The organism is Cupriavidus sp. L7L, assembly GCF_004353535.1.
In the GTDB taxonomy this organism is placed as follows: domain Bacteria; phylum Pseudomonadota; class Gammaproteobacteria; order Burkholderiales; family Burkholderiaceae; genus Cupriavidus; species Cupriavidus oxalaticus_A.
Window position 1 is genome coordinate 1 of record NZ_SMNY01000038.1, and the last position, 21,330, is coordinate 21,330.

The following is a 21,330-nucleotide window of genomic DNA, read 5'->3' on the forward strand; positions in this document are numbered from 1 at the left end:
AGCGCATCGTCGGCGATGGCCTTCAGCGGCAGCGCCTTGCCGCCGCGCATCTGCTCGTCGGCGGTGATCAGCGCCACCGCGCCCACGTCGACCAGCCGCTCCTGCAGCGACTTGGCCGAGAAGCCGCCGAACACCACCGAGTGCGTCGCGCCCAGGCGCGCGCAGGCCTGCATCGCGGCCACGCCTTCGACCGACATCGGCATGTAGATCACGACGCGGTCGCCCTTCTTGATGCCGAGCGTCTTCAGGCCGTTGGCCAGGCGGCACACCTTCGCATGCAGTTCGCGGTAGGTGACGCGCGTCACCGTGCCGTCGTCGGCCTCGAACACGATCGCGACCTTGTCGGCATTGCCGTTTTCCAGGTTGCGGTCCAGGCAGTTGTACGAGGCATTGAGCTGGCCATCCTCGAACCACTTGTAGAACGGCGCGTTGCTCTCGTCCAGCACCTTGGTGAAGGGCTTGTGCCAGTGCAGCAGCTCGCGGGCGTGGCGTGCCCAGAAGCCTTCGTAGTCGCGTTCGGCTTCCTCGCACAGCGCGCGGTAGGCGTCCATGCCGGGAATCGCGGCCTGGCTGGCCGGGGCCCGCGCCGGCAGGATGGCCTGCCGGGCGGGCATGACGGATTCAAGCAGTTTCATGGTCAGGAATCAGAAGTCAGGTAGCGGCAACAGGAATCAAAGCACGACGAAGACAAGCCACAGCACCACCGGTGCGATCACGGTGACCAGCGCGCCATAGATCAGCAGCGTGCGGAAGAAGGCCTGCCGGTCCACGCCCTGCGCGTTGGCGAGCACCAGCGCGCCGTTGGTCGAGAACGGGCTGACGTCGACGATGGTCGAGGACACCGCCATGGCCGCGATAAAGCCGATGGCGCTCACGTCCGATCCCTGCTGCAGGAACGGCACCGCCAGCGGGATCAGCGAACCCAGCACGGCGGTCGACGAGGCGAACGCCGACACCACCGCGCCGACTACGCACAGCAGCAGCGCGGCCATCAGCGGCGACGTCAGGCCGGCGACGCTGTGGCCGACGAAGTCGATGGTGCCCATCTTGTCCATCACCCCGACAAAGGTGCTGACGCCGACGATCAGCATGATCTCGGGCCACGACACCTGGCTCAGCGCCCGCTTCTGCAGCTCCGGCGCCATCAGCGTGAGCAGCAGCGCGATGGTCAGCGAGACAAAGCCGATATCGAGCTTGAAATAGAGAGTCAGCACCGCCAGCGCGACCAGGCCGCCTACGGTCAGGTACTGGTAGAGCCCGGCGGGGGCCGCGGCAGCAGCTTCCGCTTCGCTGCCGAGCAGCGCAGCGCGGTCGCGCGCCATCGTCTTCTGCTCTTCGACGCCGGCCTCGGCCTCCGCATCGCCGTAGATCTGCGCGCCCTGTGCCGGCACCGTGCGCGCGCCGAACGGCGCACCCATGGCCAGCACGCCGCCGGCGACCGATTGCGGCGCGGCCACCGCCGGTGCCGATTGCCGCATCAGGCGCAGCCCGCCCAGCGCCACGAAGAGGCCCGCGGCCACGGCCAGGTTCACGCCCAGGCTGGCGAATGCCGTCGCCATCTCGTTGAGCGGCAGCCCTGCCTTCTGCACGATCTTGTTGGTGATGCCGCCATAGATGCTGATCGGCGAAAAGCCGCCGCCCTGCGCGCCATGGATGACCATCAGGCCCATCAGCAGCGGGTTGATGCCGTAGCGCGCGGCAAAGCCCAGCGCGATCGGCGCGATGATGGCCACCGCCGCCGGGCTGACCGCGCCGACCGAAGTCAGCAGCGCCGCGATCATGAACATGATCCACGGAATGGCGGCGATCCTGCCGCCCACGGCCCGCACCGCAAGCCGCACCAGCCAGTCGATGGTGCCGTTGTTCTGCGCCACGGCGAACAGGTAGGTGATGCCGACCAGCGTGAGGAACAGGTCGGCGGGAAAGCCGGCAAGGATCGCCTTGGCCGGCATGGCCGCGACCAGGGTGCCGACCAGGAAGGCACCGACAAAGGCTAGCGCGCCCATGTTGATCGGCAGGACCGTGGCGATGACAAACATCAGCCCTAGCACTGAGATGGAAATGACGTGTGACGACATAACGGCTCCGTCGCGGCTTGCGCGCGTCTGCGCATGCCGCCTGGCAAGAAGGTCAGGGGAATCCGGCAGCGCGGGGGCCCGGCTGCCGGAGATTCGGATCTGCCGCTACGGCAACGTATGGAAGGGATAGGCCATGATGTCTTGTCTCCTTGTCTGTGAGGCCGCATGGAACGGCACCGACCGGGGCCGGAAATGCGCCCCGTAGTTTTTGTCTTTGTTGGTCTGGCTGAACGATATGGCGCCGGCGCGAAGCCATCAATTAAGCGCTCGGGCCGATCCTTACGGAAAGCGGAAAGCAGGCGCGCACGAAACACTGGACGGCCGGCAGAAAGGCGGGAGCGTTGCCATGGCAGGCCTTTGACTGCACGGCGGCGATCTCCGGCGGCCAGCCAGGTGCACCCGGGACGACTTCCGATGTCCCGAACCGGCAAACCCGTTTCGCTATAGTTCTGCACATCGACAGCGCGAGACGAACCTCCGACATCCCGGAACCGGCATGCAAAAGAGAACTTTCCTGAAGCTGGCGGCAGCCTCCGCCCTTGCCACCCAACTGCCCCGCTGGGCCATCTCCGTCACGCTGCGCGAGCGCGACCTGTTCTCGCTGGGCGCGGCCAGCGGCGCGCCGACGCCCGACGGCTTCGTGCTATGGACGCGCCTGCTCGGCGGCGCCATCCCTGGCACGCCGCAGGCCGATGCCCTTGGCACCACGCCACTGCAAGGGCCGCTGACCGTCCAGTGGGAAGTCGCCGAGGACGAGGCATTCCGGCGCATCGTGCGCCAAGGCCAGGCGCAGGCGCTGCCGGAACTCGGCCATTCCGTTCATGTGGAAGTCAACGGGCTGCGCCCCGACCGCTGGTACTACTACCGTTTCATGCACGGCGACGCAGCCACCGCCCCGGCCCGCACCCGCACCGCGCCGGCGGCCGATACGCTGGCCCCGCGCGTGCGCTTTGCCTTTGCTTCCTGCCAGCGCTGGGAGCAAGGCCACTACGCCGCGTACCGGCAGATGCGGCAGGAAAACCTGGACCTGGTGGTCTTCCTGGGTGACTACATCTATGAGGCCGCGGTCCCGGCCCGCGCGCGCGCGCACCTGCCGCGCACGCATAGCCTGCCCACAGCGACCAGCCTGCAGGACTTCCGCGACCGCTACGCGCTGTACAAGAGCGACCCGCTGCTGCAGGCCATGCACGCCGCGTGCCCCTGGCTGGTTACCTGGGACGACCATGAAGTGCAGAACGACTATGCGGGACGCGCGGGCAGCGAGCCGGCGGCCGCGTTTCTCGCAAGGCGCACGGCCGGCTACCAGGCGTTCTATGAAAACATGCCGATCCGCGCGAGCTCGCTGGTGCATGGCACGGCGGGCCTTGGCACGCCGGATGCGCTGAGCATCCACGCGCGCCACCGCTGGGGCCGGCTGGTCGATTTCCATGTGCTGGACGACCGCCAGTATCGCGATATCCAGCCCTGCCGCGAACCCGGCCAGCCCGCCAGGGGTTCGGTGTCCCCCGGCGAATGCAGCGCGCTCTACGACCCGCGCCGCACCATGCTGGGCAGCGCGCAGGAACAATGGCTGGCACAGGGACTGGCGCAGGACCAGCGCGACCAGACACGCTGGAGCGCGATCGCGCAGCAGACCATCTTCTCGCGGCGCAACTACAAGGCGCCGCCGGAAGAAGCCTTCCACAGCGATACCTGGGACGGCTATCCCGCCGCGCGCCAGCGCCTGCTCGACAGCATCGCGGCGGCGGCGGCGCCGCGCAATACCGTGTTCATCGGCGGCGATATCCACCAGCACTACGCCTGCAATGTGCTGGCCGACTTCGGCAACCCGTCATCCCGCGTGATCGCCAGCGAGTTCTGCACGACCTCCATCGCCTCGGCCTCCGGCAGCAGCATGCAGAGTGTCGCCAGTATCGTGGCCCGGAATCCGCATATCGTGCATGCGCGGCCGGACCAGGGCGGCTACACCGTGGTCGAGGCCACGCCCGCACGCTGGGCCGCCACGCTGCGCGCCGTGGAAGACGTGACGCGCGCGGACAGCGCGGTCGGCACGCAGGCGGCGTTCGTGGTCGAGGACCGGCGGCCGGGCGTGCAGCGGGCCGCGGCTGGCTAGGCCGGCGCCCTTTGCACACTGCGGTGGCACGAACCTGCTGATTGTGTGCTCCCTCTTCCGCTTGCGGGTTAGGGGGCCGCGACGAGGCCGCGATCGCGCTGGTCGAAGCGTATTCGCGCCGCGTCGGCCTGTGGTTCGGCGACGCCGCGCAGCCACGCTACACCACCGTGCTGGAGCTGGATCTCCACGGCGCGCGCGCTGGAAGGGTTCGGCTTCACGCCATCGCATCCGCATCCCTTCATGCCCAGGCATCCGGTGGCGCTGGCCGCCGCCGCGCTGGCGGCGCCGTTCGTGTTCAAGGGGCTGCGCAAGATGGGCGGCGCCGACAAATAGCCGGCGCCCCGGGCGCACTTACTCCACGCTGGCCAGCGGTGCGCCCGCTGCCAGGAACACGCCCGTCTCAGCCTGCCATGCAACACGGCCGCTGCGATGGGCGTGGACCTGCATCTCCATCTTCATCGCTTCCATCACGGCGATCAGGTCGCCTTCGCTGACCTCGTCACCCACGTTGACCTTCCAGGCCTGCACCGTGCCGGCGATCGGCGAAGGCAGGTCGGCGGCGTTGGTGGTGGCAGCTGGCGCGGCGGCGGCCGCACTGCCCTGCCCCGGCGCTTCGGCCAGGCCGCGCAGCAGCTGCGCCGGCAGCCCCAGCACCATGCGGCGGCCGTCGATCTCGATCGCGGTGCGCAGCAGGCTGCCGTCCGGCTGCGGCTCGGCGCGCACGGCGGCGGCCAGCGGCTCGGTGAAGTCGGACTCGATCCAGCGCGTATGGACCTTGAAGCCGTCGGCGCCAAGGAAATCGGCGTGATCGATCACAGCACGATGGAACGGCAGCACCGAGGCCACGCCCTCGATCCGGAACTCGCGCAGCGCGCGGCGCGCACGCGCCAGCGCCTGCTCGCGCGTGGCGCCGGTCACGATCAGCTTGGCCATCAGCGAGTCGAAGGTGCCGGGCACCACCGAGCCGGTCTGCACGCCGGAATCGACGCGCACGCCCGGGCCGGACGGGGCCTCGAAACGCTGCACCGGGCCCGGCGTCGGCAGGAAACCGCGGCCGACGTCTTCGGCATTGATGCGGAATTCGATCGAATGGCCCAGCGGCGCCGGCGTCTCGGTGATCGACAGCGGCAGGCCGTCGGCCACGCGCAGTTGCTCGACCACCAGGTCGACGCCGGTGGTCTGCTCGGTCACCGGGTGCTCGACCTGCAGGCGGGTGTTGACCTCCAGGAACGAGATCGCGCCGCCGGTACTGAGCAGGAATTCGACGGTGCCGGCGCTGGTGTAGCCCGCGGCGGCGCAGATATCGCGCGCGGCGGCGTGGATGCGGGCGCGCTGTTCGTCGCTCAGGAACGGCGCCGGCGCCTCTTCCACCAGCTTCTGGTTGCGCCGCTGCAGCGAGCAGTCGCGCGTGCCGAGCACCACCACGTTGCCGTGCTTGTCCGCCAGCACCTGCGCTTCGATATGGCGCGGCTTGTCCAGGAACTGCTCGACGAAGCATTCGCCACGGCCAAAGGCCGTGACCGCTTCGCGCACGGCCGACGCGTACAGCTCTTCGACCTCATCCATGCGCCAGGCGATCTTCATGCCGCGGCCGCCGCCGCCGAACGCCGCCTTGATGATGATGGGCAGGCCATGCCGCTCGGCAAAGGCCAGCACTTCGTTGGCGTCGGTCACCGGGTCGGGCGTGCCGGCCACCAGCGGCGCGCCTACCTGCAGCGCGATCTTGCGCGCTTCCACCTTGTCGCCCAGCCGGGCGATGGTTTCCGGCGACGGGCCGATCCAGGTCAGGCCGGCATCGATCACCGCGCGGGCGAAGGCTTCGCTTTCCGACAGGAAGCCATAGCCGGGGTGCACCGCGTCGGCGCCGCTGCGGCGCGCGATCTCGAGCAGCTTGGGGATATTCAGGTAGGTGTCCGCCGGGCGGTCGCCGTCGAGGCCGTAGGCTTCGTCGGCCAGGCGCGCGTGGATCGCGTCGATATCGGCGTTGGCATAGACTGCGACGGAGGCCACGCCATAGTCGGCGCAGGCGCGGATGATGCGAACGGCGATCTCGCCACGGTTGGCAATCAGGACTTTCTTCATGGCAGTTACGGTTGCAGTTCTTCGAAGGCGCCGACGGGATTGAAGCGCAGCCAGGCACCGACCGGGATTTGTCCGGCGCGGTCGAGGTGATAAGGCGCCACGGCACCGATCACGGGATAGCCGCCGGTCAGCGGATGGTCGGCCAGGAACAATACGGGCTGGCCGCTCGGCGGCACCTGCAGCGCCCCGAGCGCGGTGCCTTCGCTGGGCAGCTCGCCGGCGATGGCGCGCTCCAGCGCCACTTCGCCGGCCAGGCGCAGGCCCACGCGGTTGGATTGCGGCGTGACCTGCCAGCGCTGCGCGGCCAGCCGTTGTACGGATTCGGTGGTGAACCAGTCGGTGCGGGGCCCGAGCACCACGTCCAGCACGACTTCCTGCTCGACCGTGGGCAGGTTCTCCGCGGGCATTTCGGGTGCGCCGACGATGGCACCAGCCGGAGCCTGGCGCAGGTCGATCACATCGCCCACCGCCAGCGGCGCGGGGCCGACCCTGGCCAGCGTGTCGGTGGCGCAGCTGCCCAGCACCGGCGCCACCGCATAACCGCCACGCGCGGCGACGTAGCAGCGCGCGCCGGCCAGCGGCTGGCCGATGGCCAGCGTGTCGCCATCGGCAAGCGCCACCGCCTGGTGGTTCGGGACCTCCCATTGCCTGCCGTCGGCGGTGCGCACCGTCAGCGGCGCATCGGCGCCGGTGACGGCCAGCACGCTCTCGCCCACGCTCTGCAGCTGCAGGCCCGCGCCGATGGTCTCGAGCGCCGCGGCATCGCTGCGGTTGCCCACCAGCCGGTTGGCGGCCTTGAGCGCCGCCTGGTCCATCGCGCCCGAGGCCGAGACGCCCTGCCCCGCCTGGCCGTGCCGGCCCAGGTCCTGGAACACGGTCTGCAGGCCGGTGCCCTTCACCTTCAACGACGCGGCTGCTGGCGCGCTATCGGACTGCACGGGCTGGCGCGCCGGCGCCACGGCAACGCTGCCGGCGGCATGCGCCACGCCATTGAGCCTCGCGACATCGACAAAACGCACGCGATAGCCGGGCTGCAGCAGCGCGGGCTGGTCGCGATCCAGGTCCCACATCGGCACCGGCGTCACGCCGATGATCTGCCAGCCGCCGGGGCTGGCCTGCGGATATACGCCGCTGAAGGTGCCCGCCAGGCCGACGGCGCCGGCGGGAATGCGCGTGCGCGGCGTACTGCGGCGCGGCACGTCAAAGCTGGGATGGCCGCCGCTGAGGTAGGCAAAGCCCGGGGCAAACCCGGTAAAGGCCACGGTGTATTCGCTGCCGGTGTGGCGTCGCACCACTTCCTCCGGCGTGATGCCCAGCAGCTGCGCGACCTCGGCCAGGTCCTCGCCGTCATAGCGCACGGGGATCTCGACCAGGATGTCGCTGCGCTCGACGCGCTGCGACAGGTCGCGCGCGGCAATGGCCCGCACCAGCGCGGCGGCGCTGGTCGCCGACGGGCGAAAATAAACGAGGATGGTGCGCGCGGCGGGCACCAGCTCGGCCACGCCAGGCAGCGGATCGCGCTGCAGCGAGGCCAGCAGGGCCAGTGTCTGGCCGAGGTCGGCCAGCTCTACCAGCAGGGCATTCGAGGTGACGGGCAGGAAACGCAAGACTAGCTCCGCAGAAGACCCGGTGGTCTCAGACGTGGTACGTGCTGTCCGGCACGTCGGTGATGAACATATGGCCCGGCGCGTGGGTCACGGCGAACGGCACGCCAGACGCCATCACGGCCGCCTGGGGCGTCACGCCGCAGGCCCAGAACACGGGGATCTCGCCCGGTTCGATGCGCACGGCGTCGCCGAAGTCAGGCTTGCCGATATCGGCGATGCCCAGCGCTGCCGGGTCGCCCACGTGGACCGGCGCGCCGTGCACCGACGGGAAACGCCCGCTGATGGAGACGGCATCGGCAACGCGGTGCGCGGGGATGGGCCGCATCGACACCACCAGCTCGCCATGCAGGCGGCCGGCGGGACGGCACTGGCGGCTGGTGCGGTACATCGGCACGTTGGAGCCGTCGGCGATATGGCGCACCTCGATGCCGGCCTCTTGCAGCGGCGTCTCGAAGGTGAAGCTGCAGCCGATCAGGAAGGTGACCAGGTCCGGATGCTCGGACCACAGCGGCGTGGCATCGGCCACCTCTTCCGCCAGCTTGCCGTTGCGCCAGACGCGGTACAGCGGGATGTCGGTGCGCACGTCCGCGCCTTCGGCCAGCAGGGTCTGGTGCGCGCCCGCCTCGATCACGTCGAGCACGGGGCAGGCCTTGGGATTGCGCTGCGCGTACAGCAGGAAATCCCAGGCCCAGTCGCGCGGCAAGGCGATCATGTTGGCCTGCGTCATGCCCGGCGCGATGCCGGCGGTCGGCTGCACGGTGCCGGCGCGATAGCTCGCGCGCGCTTCGCGGGCGGCATTCACCGCGGCGATGCGGGCGCGTTCCAGTGCGGATGCTTGCATGGGTGTTTCTCCGGTGTGTTCAGTGCCGGGCGGCTCAGGCGAAGGCGCGAACCGCGATGCCGTCGCGCTCCAGCACGGCGCGCACGGCGCGCGCCATCTCGAGCGCGCCGTCGCTGTCGCCATGCACGCAGATCGATTGCGCTTCCACGCGCGCCACGCTGCCGTCGATCGCGAGCACCGTGCCTTCGCGCACCAGGCGCAGCATGCGCTGCGCCACGTCGGCGGCATCGTGCAGCACCGCACCCTTCTCGCGGCGCGACACCAGCGTGCCCTGCGGCGTGTAGGCGCGGTCGGCGAACGCTTCGGCGATCACGCGCAGGCCGGCCTCGCGCGCCCAGCCCACCAGCGGCGAGCCGGCCAGCGCCACCAGCGCCAGTTCCGGGTTCACCGCGCGGATCGCGGCGATCACGTCGCGCGCCTGCCGTTCATCGCTGGCGATGGTGTTGTAGAGCGCGCCGTGCGGCTTGACGTAGCGCACCGTGGTGCCGACGGTGGCGGCCATGCCCGACAGCGCGCTGATCTGGTAGATCACGTCGGCCACCAGGTCGGCGCTGGCCACGTCCATGTTGCGGCGGCCGAAGCCCTGCAGGTCGGGATACGACACGTGCGCGCCCACGGCGACACCGCGCTCCGACGCGGCCTTCAGCGTCTGCAGGATGCCTGCCGGATCGCCGGCATGGAAGCCGCAGGCCACGTTGGCGCTGCTGACGATATCCAGCATGGCGGCATCGTTGCCCATGCTCCAGGCGCCGAAGCTCTCGCCGAGGTCGCTGTTCAGATCGATTTGCATAGTGTGATTCGGTGCTTCAGGACTTCAGGACTTCAGTGCTGCGGTGCTTCAGTGCGCGGCCTCGGCCTCGCCGAGCAGTTCGCGGCCACGGGTCTCCGGCAGCATCAGGCACGCGACCACCACCAGTGCGTAGGCGCCGGCGGCCATGTAACCGATCGCCACGCCCAGCGACATCTTTGCGCTCAGGTGCCCGATCAGGGCCGGGCAGATCGAGCCGACCGCGCGGCCGAAGTTGTAGCAGAAGCCCTGCCCCGAACCGCGGATATGGCTGGGATACAGCTCGGTCAGGTAAGCCCCCATGCCCGAGAAGATGCCCGACAGGAAGAAGCCGAACGGGAAGCCCAGCAGCAGCATCGCCGCGTCGGTGATGGGCAGCTGCGTGTAGCAGACCACCAGGATGGCCGCGCTTACCGCGAACAGCATGAAGCAGCGGCGGCGACCCAGGTGGTCGGACAGCCAGGCGCTGGTCAGGTAGCCGGCGAACGAGCCAGCGATCAGCACCATCAGGTAGCCGCTGGTGTTGAGCACGGACAGGTTGCGCTCCATCTTCAGGTAGGTGGGCAGCCAGGTGGTCACCGAATAGTAGGCACCCTGCATGCCGGTCGCCAGCAGGCTGGCCAGCACGGTGACGCGCAGCACGCCCGGCTTGAAGATCAGCATGAAGTTGTTGCTTTCACCGGTGCGGGCCAGCTTGGCCTGGGTTTCGCGATACACCTTGGGCTCGCTGATATTGCGGCGGATGTAGAGGATGAAGATCGCGGGCAGCACGCCGATCCAGAACAGCACGCGCCAGGCGTATTGCTGCTCGACCAGGGCATAGACCGCCCAGAACGCGACCGCCGAAAGCCCCCAGCCGACCGCCCAGCTGCTCTGCACCAGGCCCACGGCCTTGCCGCGGTGGCGGGCGCGGATCATCTCGGCGATCAGCACCGAGCCGACCGACCATTCGCCGCCGAAGCCCAGGCCCTGCAGCATGCGCGTGACGAACAGCTGCTCGGGAGAATTGGTGAAGCCGCTCAGGAAGGTGAAGAAGCTGAACCAGAGCACGGTCAGCTGCAGGATCCGCACGCGGCCGTACTTGTCCGCCAGGATGCCGGCCAGCCAGCCGCCGACGGCCGAGCTGATCAGCGCGCCGGTCGCGATATAGCCGGCTTCGGCCTTGGTCATGCCCCACACGAGAATGAACGTGGGGATCATGAAGGTGTAGATCATGTAATCGAAGGCATCGACGCCATAGCCGACGAAGGCGGCAAAGAGCGTCTTGCGCTCCTCTGCGGTAGTTTCTTTAAGCCACATGGTTGCGCTCACTAGGACAAGGACAAAGCGTGGGAAAAAGCTCGCCGCACTGACTTGGCGACGATTCCGTTTTCATCGGCGTTGTTTAGCAAATCGCATGCCATGTTGACCTATCGGCACGTATCACTCAACCACCGCACTAGTATTGTTGAACAATCTTTGGCGTTGATCGATCATGGTATACACCTAAGGCACCGTAGGGCCATCGCCCGCACCAATTCCGTGCAAATTGTTGAACAAAGTGCGTTAACATCCCGTCACGTGCGCACCGGAATGAGCCGGTGCCCGATCCAGCCACCATGTCCTCAACACCTGACGTCAAGAATCTGGCCGAACGGGTCACAGAACAGATCCGCCAGCGCATCGTGCATGGCGAGTTCGAGCCGGGGCAGCGCCTGTCGGAAGCGGCGCTGAGCGAAAGCCTGCAGATATCCCGCAACACGCTGCGCGAGACCTTCCGCGTGCTGACCAAGGAAGGCCTGCTCAAGCACGAGCCCAACCGCGGCGTGTCGGTGGCGATTCCCAGCATTGCGTCGATCATCGACATCTATCGCGTGCGCCGGCTGATCGAATGCCAGGCCATTGCCCAGGCCTATCCCAGCCATCCGGCCCGCAAGCACCTGCGCGCAGCGGTGGAGGCGGGGCTGCGCTGCCGCGACAGCGGCGACTGGCAGGGCGCGGGCACCGCCAATATGGAATTCCACATGGCGATCGTGGAACTGGCCGACAGCGAGCGCCTGAACGTGATGTTCTCGCACCTGCTCGCCGAGCTGCGCCTGGCGTTCGGCATGCTGCATGACCCGGAATTCCTGCACGGCCCTTACGTCGAAATGAACCAGCACATCCTGGAACTGTTCGAGGCGGGCAAGCTGGCCGAATGCGCGGTGGCGCTGAACGATTACCTGACGCAGTCCGAGCGCATCGTGTTGTCGGTGTGCGCGCGGCATCCGGTGTTCAAGGGGCGCTGAAGCGCCCTGCTGTTGCCTTCCCGCCCCTTGCCTGGCTGATTCCTGCCCCTTTGGCGCTATTTACAGGTGCGCAGGCGTCGTCTAGGCTTCAGCTGCATGGGAACCCGGCGGCACGCGGGTCGGCGCAGCGCAGCAGCTGCCATATTTTTTCCGGACTGCCATGGGGAACGAGATCGGAAAGGAAGGCTCCGAATTCGCGGATCACATGCTCGATGCCATGTTCCTGGTCGACACCAGCGGCCGCATCCAGTACGTCAGCGCGGCCTGCGAGGGCATCCTCGGCTACACGCCAAAGGAAATCACCGGCCAGTCCATCATCGACCTGGTGGTGCAAAACGACCGCGACCGCACCATCATCGAATCCAAGGAAGTCATGGCCGGCAAGAAGCGGATCGGCTTCGAGAACCGCTACCGGCACAAGGACGGCAACGAGGTCCATATCATGTGGTCGGCCGGGTGGCTGCAATCGGAACGGATGCGCGTCGGCGTCGCGCGCGATGTCACGGCATTGAGAAAGAAAAGCATGGTCGAGCTGGGGCTGGAGCTTTCCCCGGTGCCGCTCGCGCTCCATGAGCGGAAGGTCCTGCAGCTGCTGCTGACCGACGCTTCCGAAAAGCAGATCGCCCACCGCCTCGGCCTCGCCGTCTCCACCACCCATTCCTACGTGACCACGATCTTCCGCAAATTCGGCGTCAGGGGCCGGGCCGGACTGATGAGCCTGTGGCTGGAAAACCTGTCGCGCGAGCGCTGAGCCGGCTTGCAAGACGGCACCCTGATACAATGCCGCCACGTTTATATGTGTTGACACAATGGGCTTCGAACAACTGGCCGCGCTGAAGGCAAAACTCGTGCAACAGGCAAAGGCCGAAAAGGCGGCCGAGTCTGCCAAGCGAACCAAGGGCAACAACGGCAGCAACGGCACCAAGAGTGCGAATGGTACGAGTGGCACCAAGGACGCCAGGCGTACTGCTGGCACCCGGGGCGCCAAGGGCAACAAGCCGTCGCGCCCGCGCGATGCCGCTCCGGCCACGCCTGAAAAGCCGGTCGATCCGGTGATCCTCGCCATCTCCAGGCTGCAAAAGCGCTTCCCCGCCGTCTTCCCGAAGAGCCCGGCCCCGAAAGTGCCGCTCAAGGTCGGCATCTTCCAGGACCTGGTGCAGCACGCGCCGGAACTGAAGCTGACCGAGGCCGAGCTGCGCGATGCGATCCGCACGTGGTGCCGCGGCGCACGCTACTGGAACGGCATGGTGGAAGGCGCCGCGCGCATGGACCTTGCCGGCGAGCCCGCCGGACAGGTCACCGAGGCCGATGCCCGGCGCGCGCGCCAGCTGCAGCGCAGCCGTGCCGCCCGGCCGCAATCGAAGCAGCCGGCACAGGAAGCTCAGCAGGCCCAGCAAACAGCCCAGGCTGCACAAGCTCAGCAGGAACAGCCAGCGCCGGCGACGGAACCGTCGCAAGCCGACAAGCCCGCCTGACCAGCGCGCCAGCGCCTCCTTGCGAGGCGCGTTTTTCGAGGCGCGTTTTCGAGCGCGTTTTCGAGGACTACGCCGACACCTCGGGCAGCCGCGGCACGAAGCGCTTGTGCTCGATCTCGCCATTGCGGGCTACCAGGATGGTGGCTTCCGGGATCTCCTCCCAAACCCCCTGCACATCGATCAGCGGCTCCGACAACACCAGGAACGCATCGTCGCCGGCGGCGATGATGCGCGGGTCCTGCGGATACAGCTCGCGCAGCTGCCGGAACGAGGTGCTGTGGAACAGCGAGCGCGACGCCGTCTCGCTCGAATAGCGCACCGCCACGACCTGCTGGCCATCCGTGACGCACACCGTCATGTTGAGCGGAAACTGCACGTCGTAGCGATGGCCGACCTCCTCGATCAGCCCCGCCATCTGCTCCAGCGCGCCACGGGGGTCGCGCTCCAGCCCAAAGGTCAGCGCGAGGAAGAACATCACCTCCGAGTCGGTCGATCCCTCGATCCAGCGGAACAGGTGCGGCGCCACGGCCATCATCAGGTCGCGCCGCAGCAGCGGATATTCGCGAATCAGCCCGTTATGCACGAACAGCCAGCGGCCGAAGCGGAACGGATGGCAGTTGGTCTCCTGCGTAGGCGTGCCCGTGGCCGCGCGCACATGGGCCACGAACAGCGGCGCCCGCACCGCGCGCGCGGTCTCGCGCAGGTTGGTGTCGCTCCATGCCGGATGCAGGCAGCGGTAGCGGAACGGCACCTCGGAATGCCTGCCGTACCAGCCCACGCCGAAGCCGTCGCCATTGGTAGTGGTATGGCCGAGCCTTGAATTCAGGCTCTGGTCGATCAACGAGTGTTCCGGCTGGAACAGCACCGCTTCCAGCGGAACGGACCTGCCCGAGTACGCCAGCCAGCGGCACATGATATGTCTCCTCGACAAGTGCGGCCCGATGCCTTTCCGGCCCATTCTCCATTTGTAGGACGGCAACGGCGGAACGGCAAAGTGCATGCTGGGGGTGGCGATGAAGTGGTGCCACCGGTGGCTTGCGTATGCTTCTTGCGGCACAGGCGGCACGAACATTCCGGCGCTGGACACTGCGGGCGGTCGCGGCGCAATCGCTACACGTGCCCGGACAGTTCATGCAATTTTTTCAAATTCCCCTGCTGCTCTCGTTCCCGGAGCAGTGTTAGGCAAGGCCAACCGCGCGATGGCTGTTCGAGCGCGGCCGGGTACGGGACTTGCGAGCAACTGGCCTGGCATAGAGACGCTGGAATCAGTACCTGGCTGTACGTATCTCGCGCGTTCCGGGCGCACCCGTTCGGGGCAGTCCCATGCTAGTGTCTACAATGTTTGTGGGGTCCCTCTGGCCCCGCCACGGAGGAAGCAGCCAATGCCGGTTCAGAACTGCAATGTGCATGTTGTTTTCGATGGGCACTGGGCAATCGCGGCCGAGGGGGAAGGACGCCTCCAGGTCGGCCTCGACATGACCAGCGCCATCGCCCTCGCCACCTCGCTCGCCGTGGAGCGACAGGCGATGCTCTATGTGCATGACAAGAACGGCGACATCATCCAGCGTATTGATTGCTCCCGCGCCATGCCGTCCACAGACGCCGTGCCGCCTGTTGCACGTATCGACAAACCGGTGCTGCCGGCCGGACAGCCGGAAACGCCCGAGAACGTCCGGAATACTTCGGCTTGATTGATATCGGCCGCTGCTGCCTGCGCAGCGGCTGGCGCAAAGTACCACGCCTGCTGACAGCCAACATGCCCTGCCGTCGAGGCATCGACGCGGCGCGGGTCCAGTCCGCCCAGCGCAGGGACGAAGGCACGTCCAGCGCAGCCAGCATGCGCGCCCCCTGCCCGATACCTGCCTCGATCGCCAGTTCCGCCTGGTAGACGCGCCCCAGCTCGGCGCTGTCGGCATGCACATGCACCAGCCGCTGGCGCGGCCGCGGCGGCGTGAGCAACGCCGGTACGTCGCGGCATCGGCGCATTCGCACAGGCCGTCGAGCATGTCTTCGAGCAATGCCAGCACCACCGGTCCGGGCGGGCCCGAGGTCGCGCACTGGAACGCCCGCGCGACCAGTTCCGGGATGCGCTCGGGATCGTCGATCTGCGCCACCCACTTGGCCATGCCGCCGAACATGGCGGTGTAGTCCACTTCCTGGAACGCCTCGCGCCCCATGTGCCCACGCGCGATCTGGCCGACGAACAGGATCATCGGCGTCGAATCCTGCGCCGCGATATGCACGCCGATGCTGGCATGGGTGGCACCCGGCCCGCGCGTCACGAAGCAGATGCCCGGGCGGCCGGTCAGCTTGCCGTCCGCCTCGGCCATGTTGGCGGCGGCGCCCTCATGCTTGCAAACCACCAGATCGATGGCGGGCTCGTCGTGCAGTGCGTCCAGCACGTCGAGGAAGCTCTCGCCCGGCACGCAGAAGATGCGGTCGGCGCCGTGCAGGCGCAGGGCGATTGCAAGGCCCGGGCAACCGCCGGCAGGTAGATTGCTGCCAGAATGTGCGCTCGCCGGGCCCGCGCCTCGCCTCCCCGAAGGCGCGCCATCCAAGAACGATTCGAGACAGACATGAGCGAACACCATATTTCCACGCCTGCCCTGCACCAATGGGTCACCGATCTCTGGCTCGCTGCCGGCTCCGATGCGCGCGAGGCGCGCCTGACCGCTGACCACCTGGTCGGCGCTAACCAGAGCGGGCACGATTCGCACGGCGTCGGCATGATCCCCAAGTACGTGCTGTCGTGGCAGGCCGACGAGCTGCAGCTCAACCGCAACGTCAGCGTGCTGCACGACGGCGGCAGCATGCTGAGCCTGGACGGCAACCGCGGCATGGGCCAGGCGGTGACCGAGGAAGCCATGGCGCTGGCGATCGGCCGGGCCAGGGAGCATGGCGTCTGCGTGATGGGACTGCGCCAGTCGCACCACCTGGGGCGCGTCGGGCACTGGGCCGAGCAGGCATGCGCGGCCGGCATGATCTCGATCCACTTTGTCAACGTGCTGTCCAAGCCCATCGTCGCCCCGCACGGCGGCAGCGAAGCGCGCTTCGGCACCAATCCCTTCACGATCGGCTTGCCGGTGGCGGGCGCGGAGCCGCTGGTGCTCGACTTTGCCACCAGCGCGATCGCGCTCGGCAAGGTGCGCGTGGCCCACAACAAGGGGATCGAGGTGCCCGCCGGCTGCCTGATCGATGCGGACGGCGCGCCGACCACTCGGCCAGACGTGATGTTCCCCGCCGACGGCGCCGCGCAGGGCGCGCTGCAGGCGTTCGGCGAGCACAAGGGCTATGTGCTGGCGGTGATGTGCGAACTGCTGGGTGCCGCGGTGACCGGCGGCCTCACCATCCGGCCCGAGACCCTGACGCACCGCCACGCGGTATGGAACAACATGCTGGCGATCGTGTTCGACCCGCAGCGGCTCGGCACCAGCACCAGCTTCGGCGGCGAGGTCCAGGCCTTTGCCGACTGGGTCCGCTCGTCGCGGCGGCAGGCCGGCCAGGCCGGCATCGCCCTGCCCGGCGAGCCCGAACGGCATCGCCGGCGCGAGCGTGCCGAAGCCATCCCGGTGGACAGCGGCACGCTGGCCCAGCTTGACGACGCCGCCGCGCGCGTGCAGTTGGTCCGCGGCGCTTCGCCCGGGCCGCTGTCGCGGCTGGCGCGCTGAGCACGACTTCACACCCCCGACCAAAAGGAAGCAGACCGCATGCCCCCGGCTAACCAACCCCGCACTCCGTATTCGCCGCTGCCCAACACCTTCCGTGCCGCCGTGCTCGGCCAGCAGCGCCAGATCGGCTGCTGGTGCTCGCTGGCCAGCCCGGTGACCGCCTCGGCAATCCCAACCACCCAGAGGTGCAGGCCGAAGTCGAGCGCATCTTCCGGGCCGCGCGGCAGGCCGGCAAGGCCGTCGGCACGCTGACACCGGCCGAGGCCGACGCGCGCCGCTACCTTGACATGGGCGCCAGCTTCGTCGCGGTGGGCCTGGACCACGTGCTGCTGCGCCAGGCCACTCAGGCACTGCGGGACCGATTCGCCGACTGAGGTAGCGGGCGCGATGCGGTGATCAAACCAGCCGGGCGCCCGGCCACGCGCCCGACATCACGGTATTGCGCACCGACTGGCGCACGGTCTGCATGATGTCCCACAGCTCCGGCACCGGCGGCCGGTTGCGCGCGGTAGCCAGCGCCACCTGCCGCGTCACCACCGGCTCCACCAGCCTGGCGCAGCGCAGCCGTTCTCCACCAGCCGCATCGACACGGTATTCGACGCATCGCAGCGCGCGCGCGAAATGCTGCCCGTGCCGGCCACACAGACAAAGCAGGCCAGGTCGTCGGAATTCAGCGGTGCGGGGGCATTGGCGGTCATGGCGTGACCGGCGGGTTGCCTGAGCTGGCCACCGATCCGGTGACCGCCAGCGCTAGCGCCAGCCGCGCTCCCACCTCGGCGTTGTGCTTCACGAGCGCGATATTGGTCGCCAGGCTGCGGCCGCCGGTCAGCGCCTTGATGCGGGCCAGCAGGAACGGCGTCACGGCCTTGCCGGTGATGCCTTGCGCGGCGGCTTCGGCCAGCGCCTGCGTGGTCAGGGCATCGATCTCCGCGGAGGGCATGGCCGCCGCTTCAGGCACCGGCGTGCTCAGCACCACGCCGCCTGCCAGGCCAAGATCCCACTTGGCGCGGATAAAGCGCGCCTGCTGCGACGGCTCGTCGAGCCGGTAGTCCGCGCGGAAGCCGCTGTCGCGCTTGTAGAACGCCGCCACGTTGTCCTGCCCGCAGCTGAGCACCGGCACGCCATGCGTCTCCAGGTATTCCAGCGTCAGGCCGATATCCAGCACCGATTTCGCGCCGGCGCAGACCACCGCCACCGAGGTCCTGGCCAGTTCCTGCAGGTCGGCCGAAATGTCGAAGGTTTCCTGCGCGCCGCGGTGCACGCCGCCGATGCCGCCGGTGACGAACACCTCGATGCCCGCCAGCGCGGCACAGATCATCGTCCCCGCCACGGTGGTGGCGCCCAGCTCGCCGCTGGCCAGCACCGCCGGCAGGTCGCGCCGGCTGACCTTGTGGGCCTGCCCGGAGCGGCCCAGCAGTTCCAGTTCGTCGTCGGACAGGCCGATGCGGATGCGCCCGCCGATCACCGCGATCGTCGCCGGCTCGGCGCCGAGGCGACGGATCAGCGCCTCCACCTCGCGGGCGGTGCGCACGTTATCGGGGTACGGCATGCCGTGCGCGATGATGGTCGATTCGAGCGCGACCACGGGGCGGCCCGCGGCCCGGGCGGCGGCCACAGGCGCACTGAAGCTCAGCCAGGCCTGGGCAGGCCCGGCATTGATGTCCGGCCGTTGGCGAGTGGGCTGCACTGGCTAGTCGTTGCCCTTGACTGCATTTTTCGTCGCATGCCAGCCCTGCTTCGTCGCAGCGCCGACGGCATGGCCGGCTTCCTTGGCGCCGCGGCCGACGGCATGCGCCGCATCGCGCACCGCGTGGCCGCCTTGCTTGCCCGCCGCCTTGACGCTGTGCTTGAACGCGCGCGCGTCCGACGCCAGGCTCGCGTAGGCCGGGACACTGCATGCGGCCAGCAGCAGCACCATCGTGATCGTTCTGGAGTTCATGCGCATTCGGGGGCCTTTTTCGACGCGGCAACCAACCGTGCCGCGTGCCTGATTTTAGCCGGGTCGCCTAAGCTATAAGCGCAATCTGCCTCCGGAGCCGACATCAATGTGTCGCATGTTGCCCTCTCATGGCTTTCTGGGCACCCGAAAAACGGGCCGGCGCATACACCGAATACGCCGTTCCGGCAAGTCAACAGTCCCTTCCTTGCGACTGCAAGGTGCTGCGACGCACCAATGGCTGTACAATACCGGACCCCGATTCGAAGGCCATGGCGCGCCCCTAGTTGCGGCCCCTCGCCATAGCGAACCCCCTCATTAGCCTCGACAGCAGGACCCGAAGCACGCGAAGCGTGCGCGCTGCCGTCGAATTGCCATTCACGAAGGAAAAAGCAGTCAATGACAAGCGGCGCACAACGTACGGCAGCCAAATCACGAGATGCAGGAGCGATCAAGGGCCTAGGCCAGACCCCCGGCGGGTCTGCGGCACAGCTCGATCCCTCGGCCGAGGCTGCCGCGCGTAGCCAGCAATTGCGCGCCCTGATCCAGCTGGGCAAGCAGCGCGGGTACCTGACCCACGCCGACATCAGCGACCACCTGCCGGAGAATTTCGCCGATACGGCGGCGATGGAAAGCATCGTCAACACGTTCGCCGAAATGGGCGTGAAGATCTACGAGCAGACCCCGGACGCCGAAACGCTGCTGCTGAGCGACGGCCCGGTGGTCGCCTCCGACGACCAGGCCGAGGAAGAGGCCGAGGTGGCGCTGTCCACCGTCGACTCCGAATTCGGCCGCACCACCGACCCGGTGCGCATGTACATGCGCGAGATGAGCTCGGCCACGCTGCTGACGCGCAAGCAGGAAGTGGAGCTGGCCAAGCGCATCGAGGACGGCCTGAACAACATGATCCACGCGGTCTCGGCGTGCCCGTCGACGATCGCCACGATCCTGGAGCTGTCCGAGCGCGTGTCCGCCAACGAGATGGCGATCGACGACCTGGTCGACGGCCTGAGCGACGAGAGCAGCGCGGAAGCCGCCGCGGCCCCCGCCGCCGACGATGAGGTCGAAGACACCAGCGTCAGCGCCGACGACGAAGACGGCGACGAAGACGATGCCGACGAAGGCTCGTCCCAGCAGGGCGGTGCCGATACCGACTCGGCGCAGCTGCGCGAGGAATGCCTGAAGCGGTTCGCGCGCGTGGCCGCGCAATTCGAAGTCATGCGCAGCGAAGAGGCGACGGACGGCACCCAGTCGCAGGCCTTCCTGGCCGCACGGGACACGGTGCGCGAAGAACTGCGCACGATCCGCTTCACCGCCAAGACCATCGAGCGCCTGTGCGCCGACGTGCAGTCGATGGTCGATGCCGTGCGCGCCGTCGAGCGCCAGGTGCTGCAGTTGCTGGTCGAGCGCTGCGGCATGCCGCGCGAGGACGTCGTGGCCCGTTTCCCGGGCAACGAAACCAACCTCGCCTGGGGCCAGGAACTGGCGGCGGAAAACCGCCCGTACAGCGCCGCGGTGGCGCGCGCCCTGCCCGACCTGGAATCGCACCAGCAGAAGCTGATCGACATCCAGGCCCGCGCCACGCTGTCGCTGGCCGAGCTGAAGTCGGTCAACCGCAAGATGCTGGCCGCCGAGCGCCAGATGCGCCAGGCCAAGCACGAGATGACGCAGGCCAACCTGCGCCTGGTGATCTCGATCGCCAAGAAGTACACCAACCGCGGCCTGCTGTTCCTGGACCTGATCCAGGAAGGCAATATCGGCCTGATGAAGGCGGTGGACAAGTTCGAGTACCGCCGCGGCTGGAAATTCTCCACCTACGCGACGTGGTGGGTGCGCCAGGCCGTCACGCGCGCCATCGCCGACCAGGCCCGGACCATCCGCGTGCCGGTGCACATGATCGAGCAGATCAACAAGCTCAACCGCCTGTCGCGCGAGATCATGCAGCAGACCGGCAAGGAGCCGGATCCGGCCGTGCTGGCCGAGCGCATGGACATGCCGGAAGAGAAGATCCGCTCGATCATGAAGATCGCCAAGGAGCCGGTGTCGATGGAAACGCCGGTGGGCGAGGACGGCGACACCAGCCTGGGCGACATGATCGCCGACTCGGACAACGCCACGCCGGCCGATGCCGCGCTGCAGGCGGGCCTGCGCGCGGTCGTGCGCGAGATGCTGGACGAGCTGACCCCGCGCGAAGCCAAGGTGCTGCGCATGCGCTTCGGCATCGACATGGCCAGCGACCATACGCTCGAAGAAGTCGGCAAGCAGTTCGACGTCACGCGCGAACGGATCCGCCAGATCGAAAGCAAGGCCATGAAGAAGCTCAAGCACCCGAGCCGCGCCGACCGGCTGATGACCTATCTGCGGGACGCCTGATCTCCGGCCGGCCGGCGTGCTCCGGGCGGCGCATGGGAAGCAACCGTGGCCGTTTCGCCGCAAACTGGCCGGCTGACACACTTGTTAGGGCAAAATCCCGGTC

21 protein-coding genes and 1 pseudogene are annotated in these 21,330 nt (G+C 68.1%); 8 read left to right on the forward strand and 14 right to left on the reverse strand.

Going from position 1 to position 21,330, the window contains the following annotated elements; genetic code table 11:
• The coding region (locus E1J61_RS28995; RefSeq protein ID WP_165971569.1) for an AMP-binding protein at positions 1-635 on the reverse strand (635 nt) is incomplete at its 3' end.
• Between the two features lie 36 nt (positions 636-671).
• A complete protein-coding gene (locus E1J61_RS29000; RefSeq protein WP_133097364.1) occupies positions 672-2,078 on the reverse strand; it encodes an SLC13 family permease in 1,407 nt (468 codons plus the stop codon).
• 496 nt (positions 2,079-2,574) lie between these two features.
• Between E1J61_RS29000 and E1J61_RS29005 the strand changes: the two genes are divergently transcribed.
• The gene (locus E1J61_RS29005) at positions 2,575-4,191 is read left to right on the forward strand and encodes an alkaline phosphatase (protein ID WP_133097365.1); all 1,617 of its coding nucleotides are present in this window, start codon (positions 2,575-2,577) and stop codon (positions 4,189-4,191) included.
• Between the two features lie 68 nt (positions 4,192-4,259).
• Here the strand turns inward: E1J61_RS29005 and E1J61_RS37550 are convergent, their stop codons facing one another.
• The 6 genes from E1J61_RS37550 to E1J61_RS29030 form a co-directional block, all read right to left on the reverse strand.
• A complete protein-coding gene (locus E1J61_RS37550; RefSeq protein WP_165971570.1) occupies positions 4,260-4,409 on the reverse strand; it encodes a hypothetical protein in 150 nt (49 codons plus the stop codon).
• A 133-nt stretch (positions 4,410-4,542) separates the two neighbouring features.
• Complete coding sequence (locus E1J61_RS29010; RefSeq protein WP_133097366.1) at positions 4,543-6,273, reverse strand: biotin carboxylase N-terminal domain-containing protein; 1,731 nt, start codon at positions 6,271-6,273, stop codon at positions 4,543-4,545.
• Positions 6,274-6,278: 5 nt separating this feature from the next.
• Entirely contained in the window at positions 6,279-7,880 is a 1,602-nt protein-coding gene (gene pxpB / locus E1J61_RS29015) for a 5-oxoprolinase subunit PxpB (protein ID WP_133097367.1), read from the reverse strand.
• Between the two features lie 28 nt (positions 7,881-7,908).
• Entirely contained in the window at positions 7,909-8,721 is an 813-nt protein-coding gene (locus tag E1J61_RS29020; protein WP_133097368.1) for a putative hydro-lyase, read from the reverse strand.
• Between the two features lie 34 nt (positions 8,722-8,755).
• Positions 8,756-9,511, reverse strand: a complete 756-nt coding sequence (locus E1J61_RS29025; RefSeq protein WP_133097369.1) for a LamB/YcsF family protein — start codon at positions 9,509-9,511, stop codon at positions 8,756-8,758.
• Between the two features lie 48 nt (positions 9,512-9,559).
• Positions 9,560-10,807 carry an MFS transporter gene (locus E1J61_RS29030; RefSeq protein WP_133097370.1) on the reverse strand — a complete coding sequence of 416 codons (1,248 nt, stop codon included), beginning with the start codon at positions 10,805-10,807 and terminating at the stop codon, positions 9,560-9,562.
• Positions 10,808-11,106: 299 nt separating this feature from the next.
• On the opposite strand from E1J61_RS29030, the gene E1J61_RS29035 reads away from it, so the two are divergent.
• From E1J61_RS29035 to E1J61_RS29045, 3 genes are all read left to right on the forward strand, one after another.
• The gene (locus E1J61_RS29035; protein ID WP_133097371.1) at positions 11,107-11,775 is read left to right on the forward strand and encodes a GntR family transcriptional regulator; all 669 of its coding nucleotides are present in this window, start codon (positions 11,107-11,109) and stop codon (positions 11,773-11,775) included.
• Positions 11,776-11,935: 160 nt separating this feature from the next.
• Complete coding sequence (locus E1J61_RS29040; RefSeq protein ID WP_133097372.1) at positions 11,936-12,526, forward strand: helix-turn-helix transcriptional regulator; 591 nt, start codon at positions 11,936-11,938, stop codon at positions 12,524-12,526.
• A 58-nt stretch (positions 12,527-12,584) separates the two neighbouring features.
• Positions 12,585-13,250 carry a ProQ/FinO family protein gene (locus E1J61_RS29045; RefSeq protein ID WP_133097373.1) on the forward strand — a complete coding sequence of 222 codons (666 nt, stop codon included), beginning with the start codon at positions 12,585-12,587 and terminating at the stop codon, positions 13,248-13,250.
• Between the two features lie 67 nt (positions 13,251-13,317).
• Here E1J61_RS29045 and E1J61_RS29050 read toward each other — a convergent pair whose 3' ends face one another.
• Complete coding sequence (locus E1J61_RS29050; protein ID WP_133097374.1) at positions 13,318-14,163, reverse strand: class II glutamine amidotransferase; 846 nt, start codon at positions 14,161-14,163, stop codon at positions 13,318-13,320.
• Positions 14,164-14,632: 469 nt separating this feature from the next.
• On the opposite strand from E1J61_RS29050, the gene E1J61_RS38965 reads away from it, so the two are divergent.
• A complete protein-coding gene (locus tag E1J61_RS38965) occupies positions 14,633-14,941 on the forward strand; it encodes a DUF2188 domain-containing protein (RefSeq protein WP_135705123.1) in 309 nt (102 codons plus the stop codon).
• A 267-nt stretch (positions 14,942-15,208) separates the two neighbouring features.
• Here E1J61_RS38965 and E1J61_RS29060 read toward each other — a convergent pair.
• Positions 15,209-15,841 (reverse strand): annotated as a pseudogene (locus E1J61_RS29060) (thiamine pyrophosphate-binding protein); the annotation flags it as partial.
• Here E1J61_RS29060 and E1J61_RS29065 point away from each other — a divergent pair.
• Positions 15,827-16,918 (forward strand): malate/lactate/ureidoglycolate dehydrogenase, encoded by a 1,092-nt coding sequence (locus tag E1J61_RS29065; protein ID WP_133097376.1) that lies wholly within the window; start codon positions 15,827-15,829, stop codon positions 16,916-16,918. The pseudogene E1J61_RS29060 and the gene E1J61_RS29065 sit on opposite strands and share 15 nt — an antisense overlap.
• A 134-nt stretch (positions 16,919-17,052) precedes the next feature.
• On the forward strand, positions 17,053-17,292 hold the full coding sequence (locus tag E1J61_RS29070) for an aldolase/citrate lyase family protein (RefSeq protein WP_243737035.1): 240 nt from the start codon (positions 17,053-17,055) through the stop codon (positions 17,290-17,292).
• A gap of 22 nt (positions 17,293-17,314) precedes the next feature.
• Here E1J61_RS29070 and E1J61_RS29075 read toward each other — a convergent pair whose 3' ends face one another.
• Genes E1J61_RS29075 through E1J61_RS29085 form a run of 4 tightly spaced genes read right to left on the reverse strand, consistent with a single transcriptional unit; the run spans position 17,315 to position 18,857 of the window.
• On the reverse strand, positions 17,315-17,452 hold the full coding sequence (locus tag E1J61_RS29075) for a hypothetical protein (protein ID WP_243737036.1): 138 nt from the start codon (positions 17,450-17,452) through the stop codon (positions 17,315-17,317).
• The gene (locus E1J61_RS38445) at positions 17,449-17,616 is read right to left on the reverse strand and encodes a hypothetical protein (RefSeq protein WP_243737037.1); all 168 of its coding nucleotides are present in this window, start codon (positions 17,614-17,616) and stop codon (positions 17,449-17,451) included. The genes E1J61_RS29075 and E1J61_RS38445 overlap by 4 nt, the downstream gene beginning before the upstream one ends.
• Positions 17,613-18,605: a pseudouridine-5'-phosphate glycosidase gene (locus E1J61_RS29080; RefSeq protein ID WP_371704836.1), complete on the reverse strand. Its 993-nt coding sequence runs from the start codon at positions 18,603-18,605 to the stop codon at positions 17,613-17,615. Before E1J61_RS29080 ends, E1J61_RS38445 begins: the two co-directional genes overlap by 4 nt.
• A 3-nt stretch (positions 18,606-18,608) precedes the next feature.
• The gene (locus tag E1J61_RS29085) at positions 18,609-18,857 is read right to left on the reverse strand and encodes a hypothetical protein (RefSeq protein ID WP_133097378.1); all 249 of its coding nucleotides are present in this window, start codon (positions 18,855-18,857) and stop codon (positions 18,609-18,611) included.
• 396 nt (positions 18,858-19,253) lie between these two features.
• Here E1J61_RS29085 and rpoD point away from each other — a divergent pair, with 396 nt between their 5' ends.
• Positions 19,254-21,227, forward strand: a complete 1,974-nt coding sequence (gene rpoD, locus E1J61_RS29090; RefSeq protein ID WP_133097379.1) for an RNA polymerase sigma factor RpoD — start codon at positions 19,254-19,256, stop codon at positions 21,225-21,227.
• The last annotated feature ends 103 nt before the right edge of the window (positions 21,228-21,330 follow it).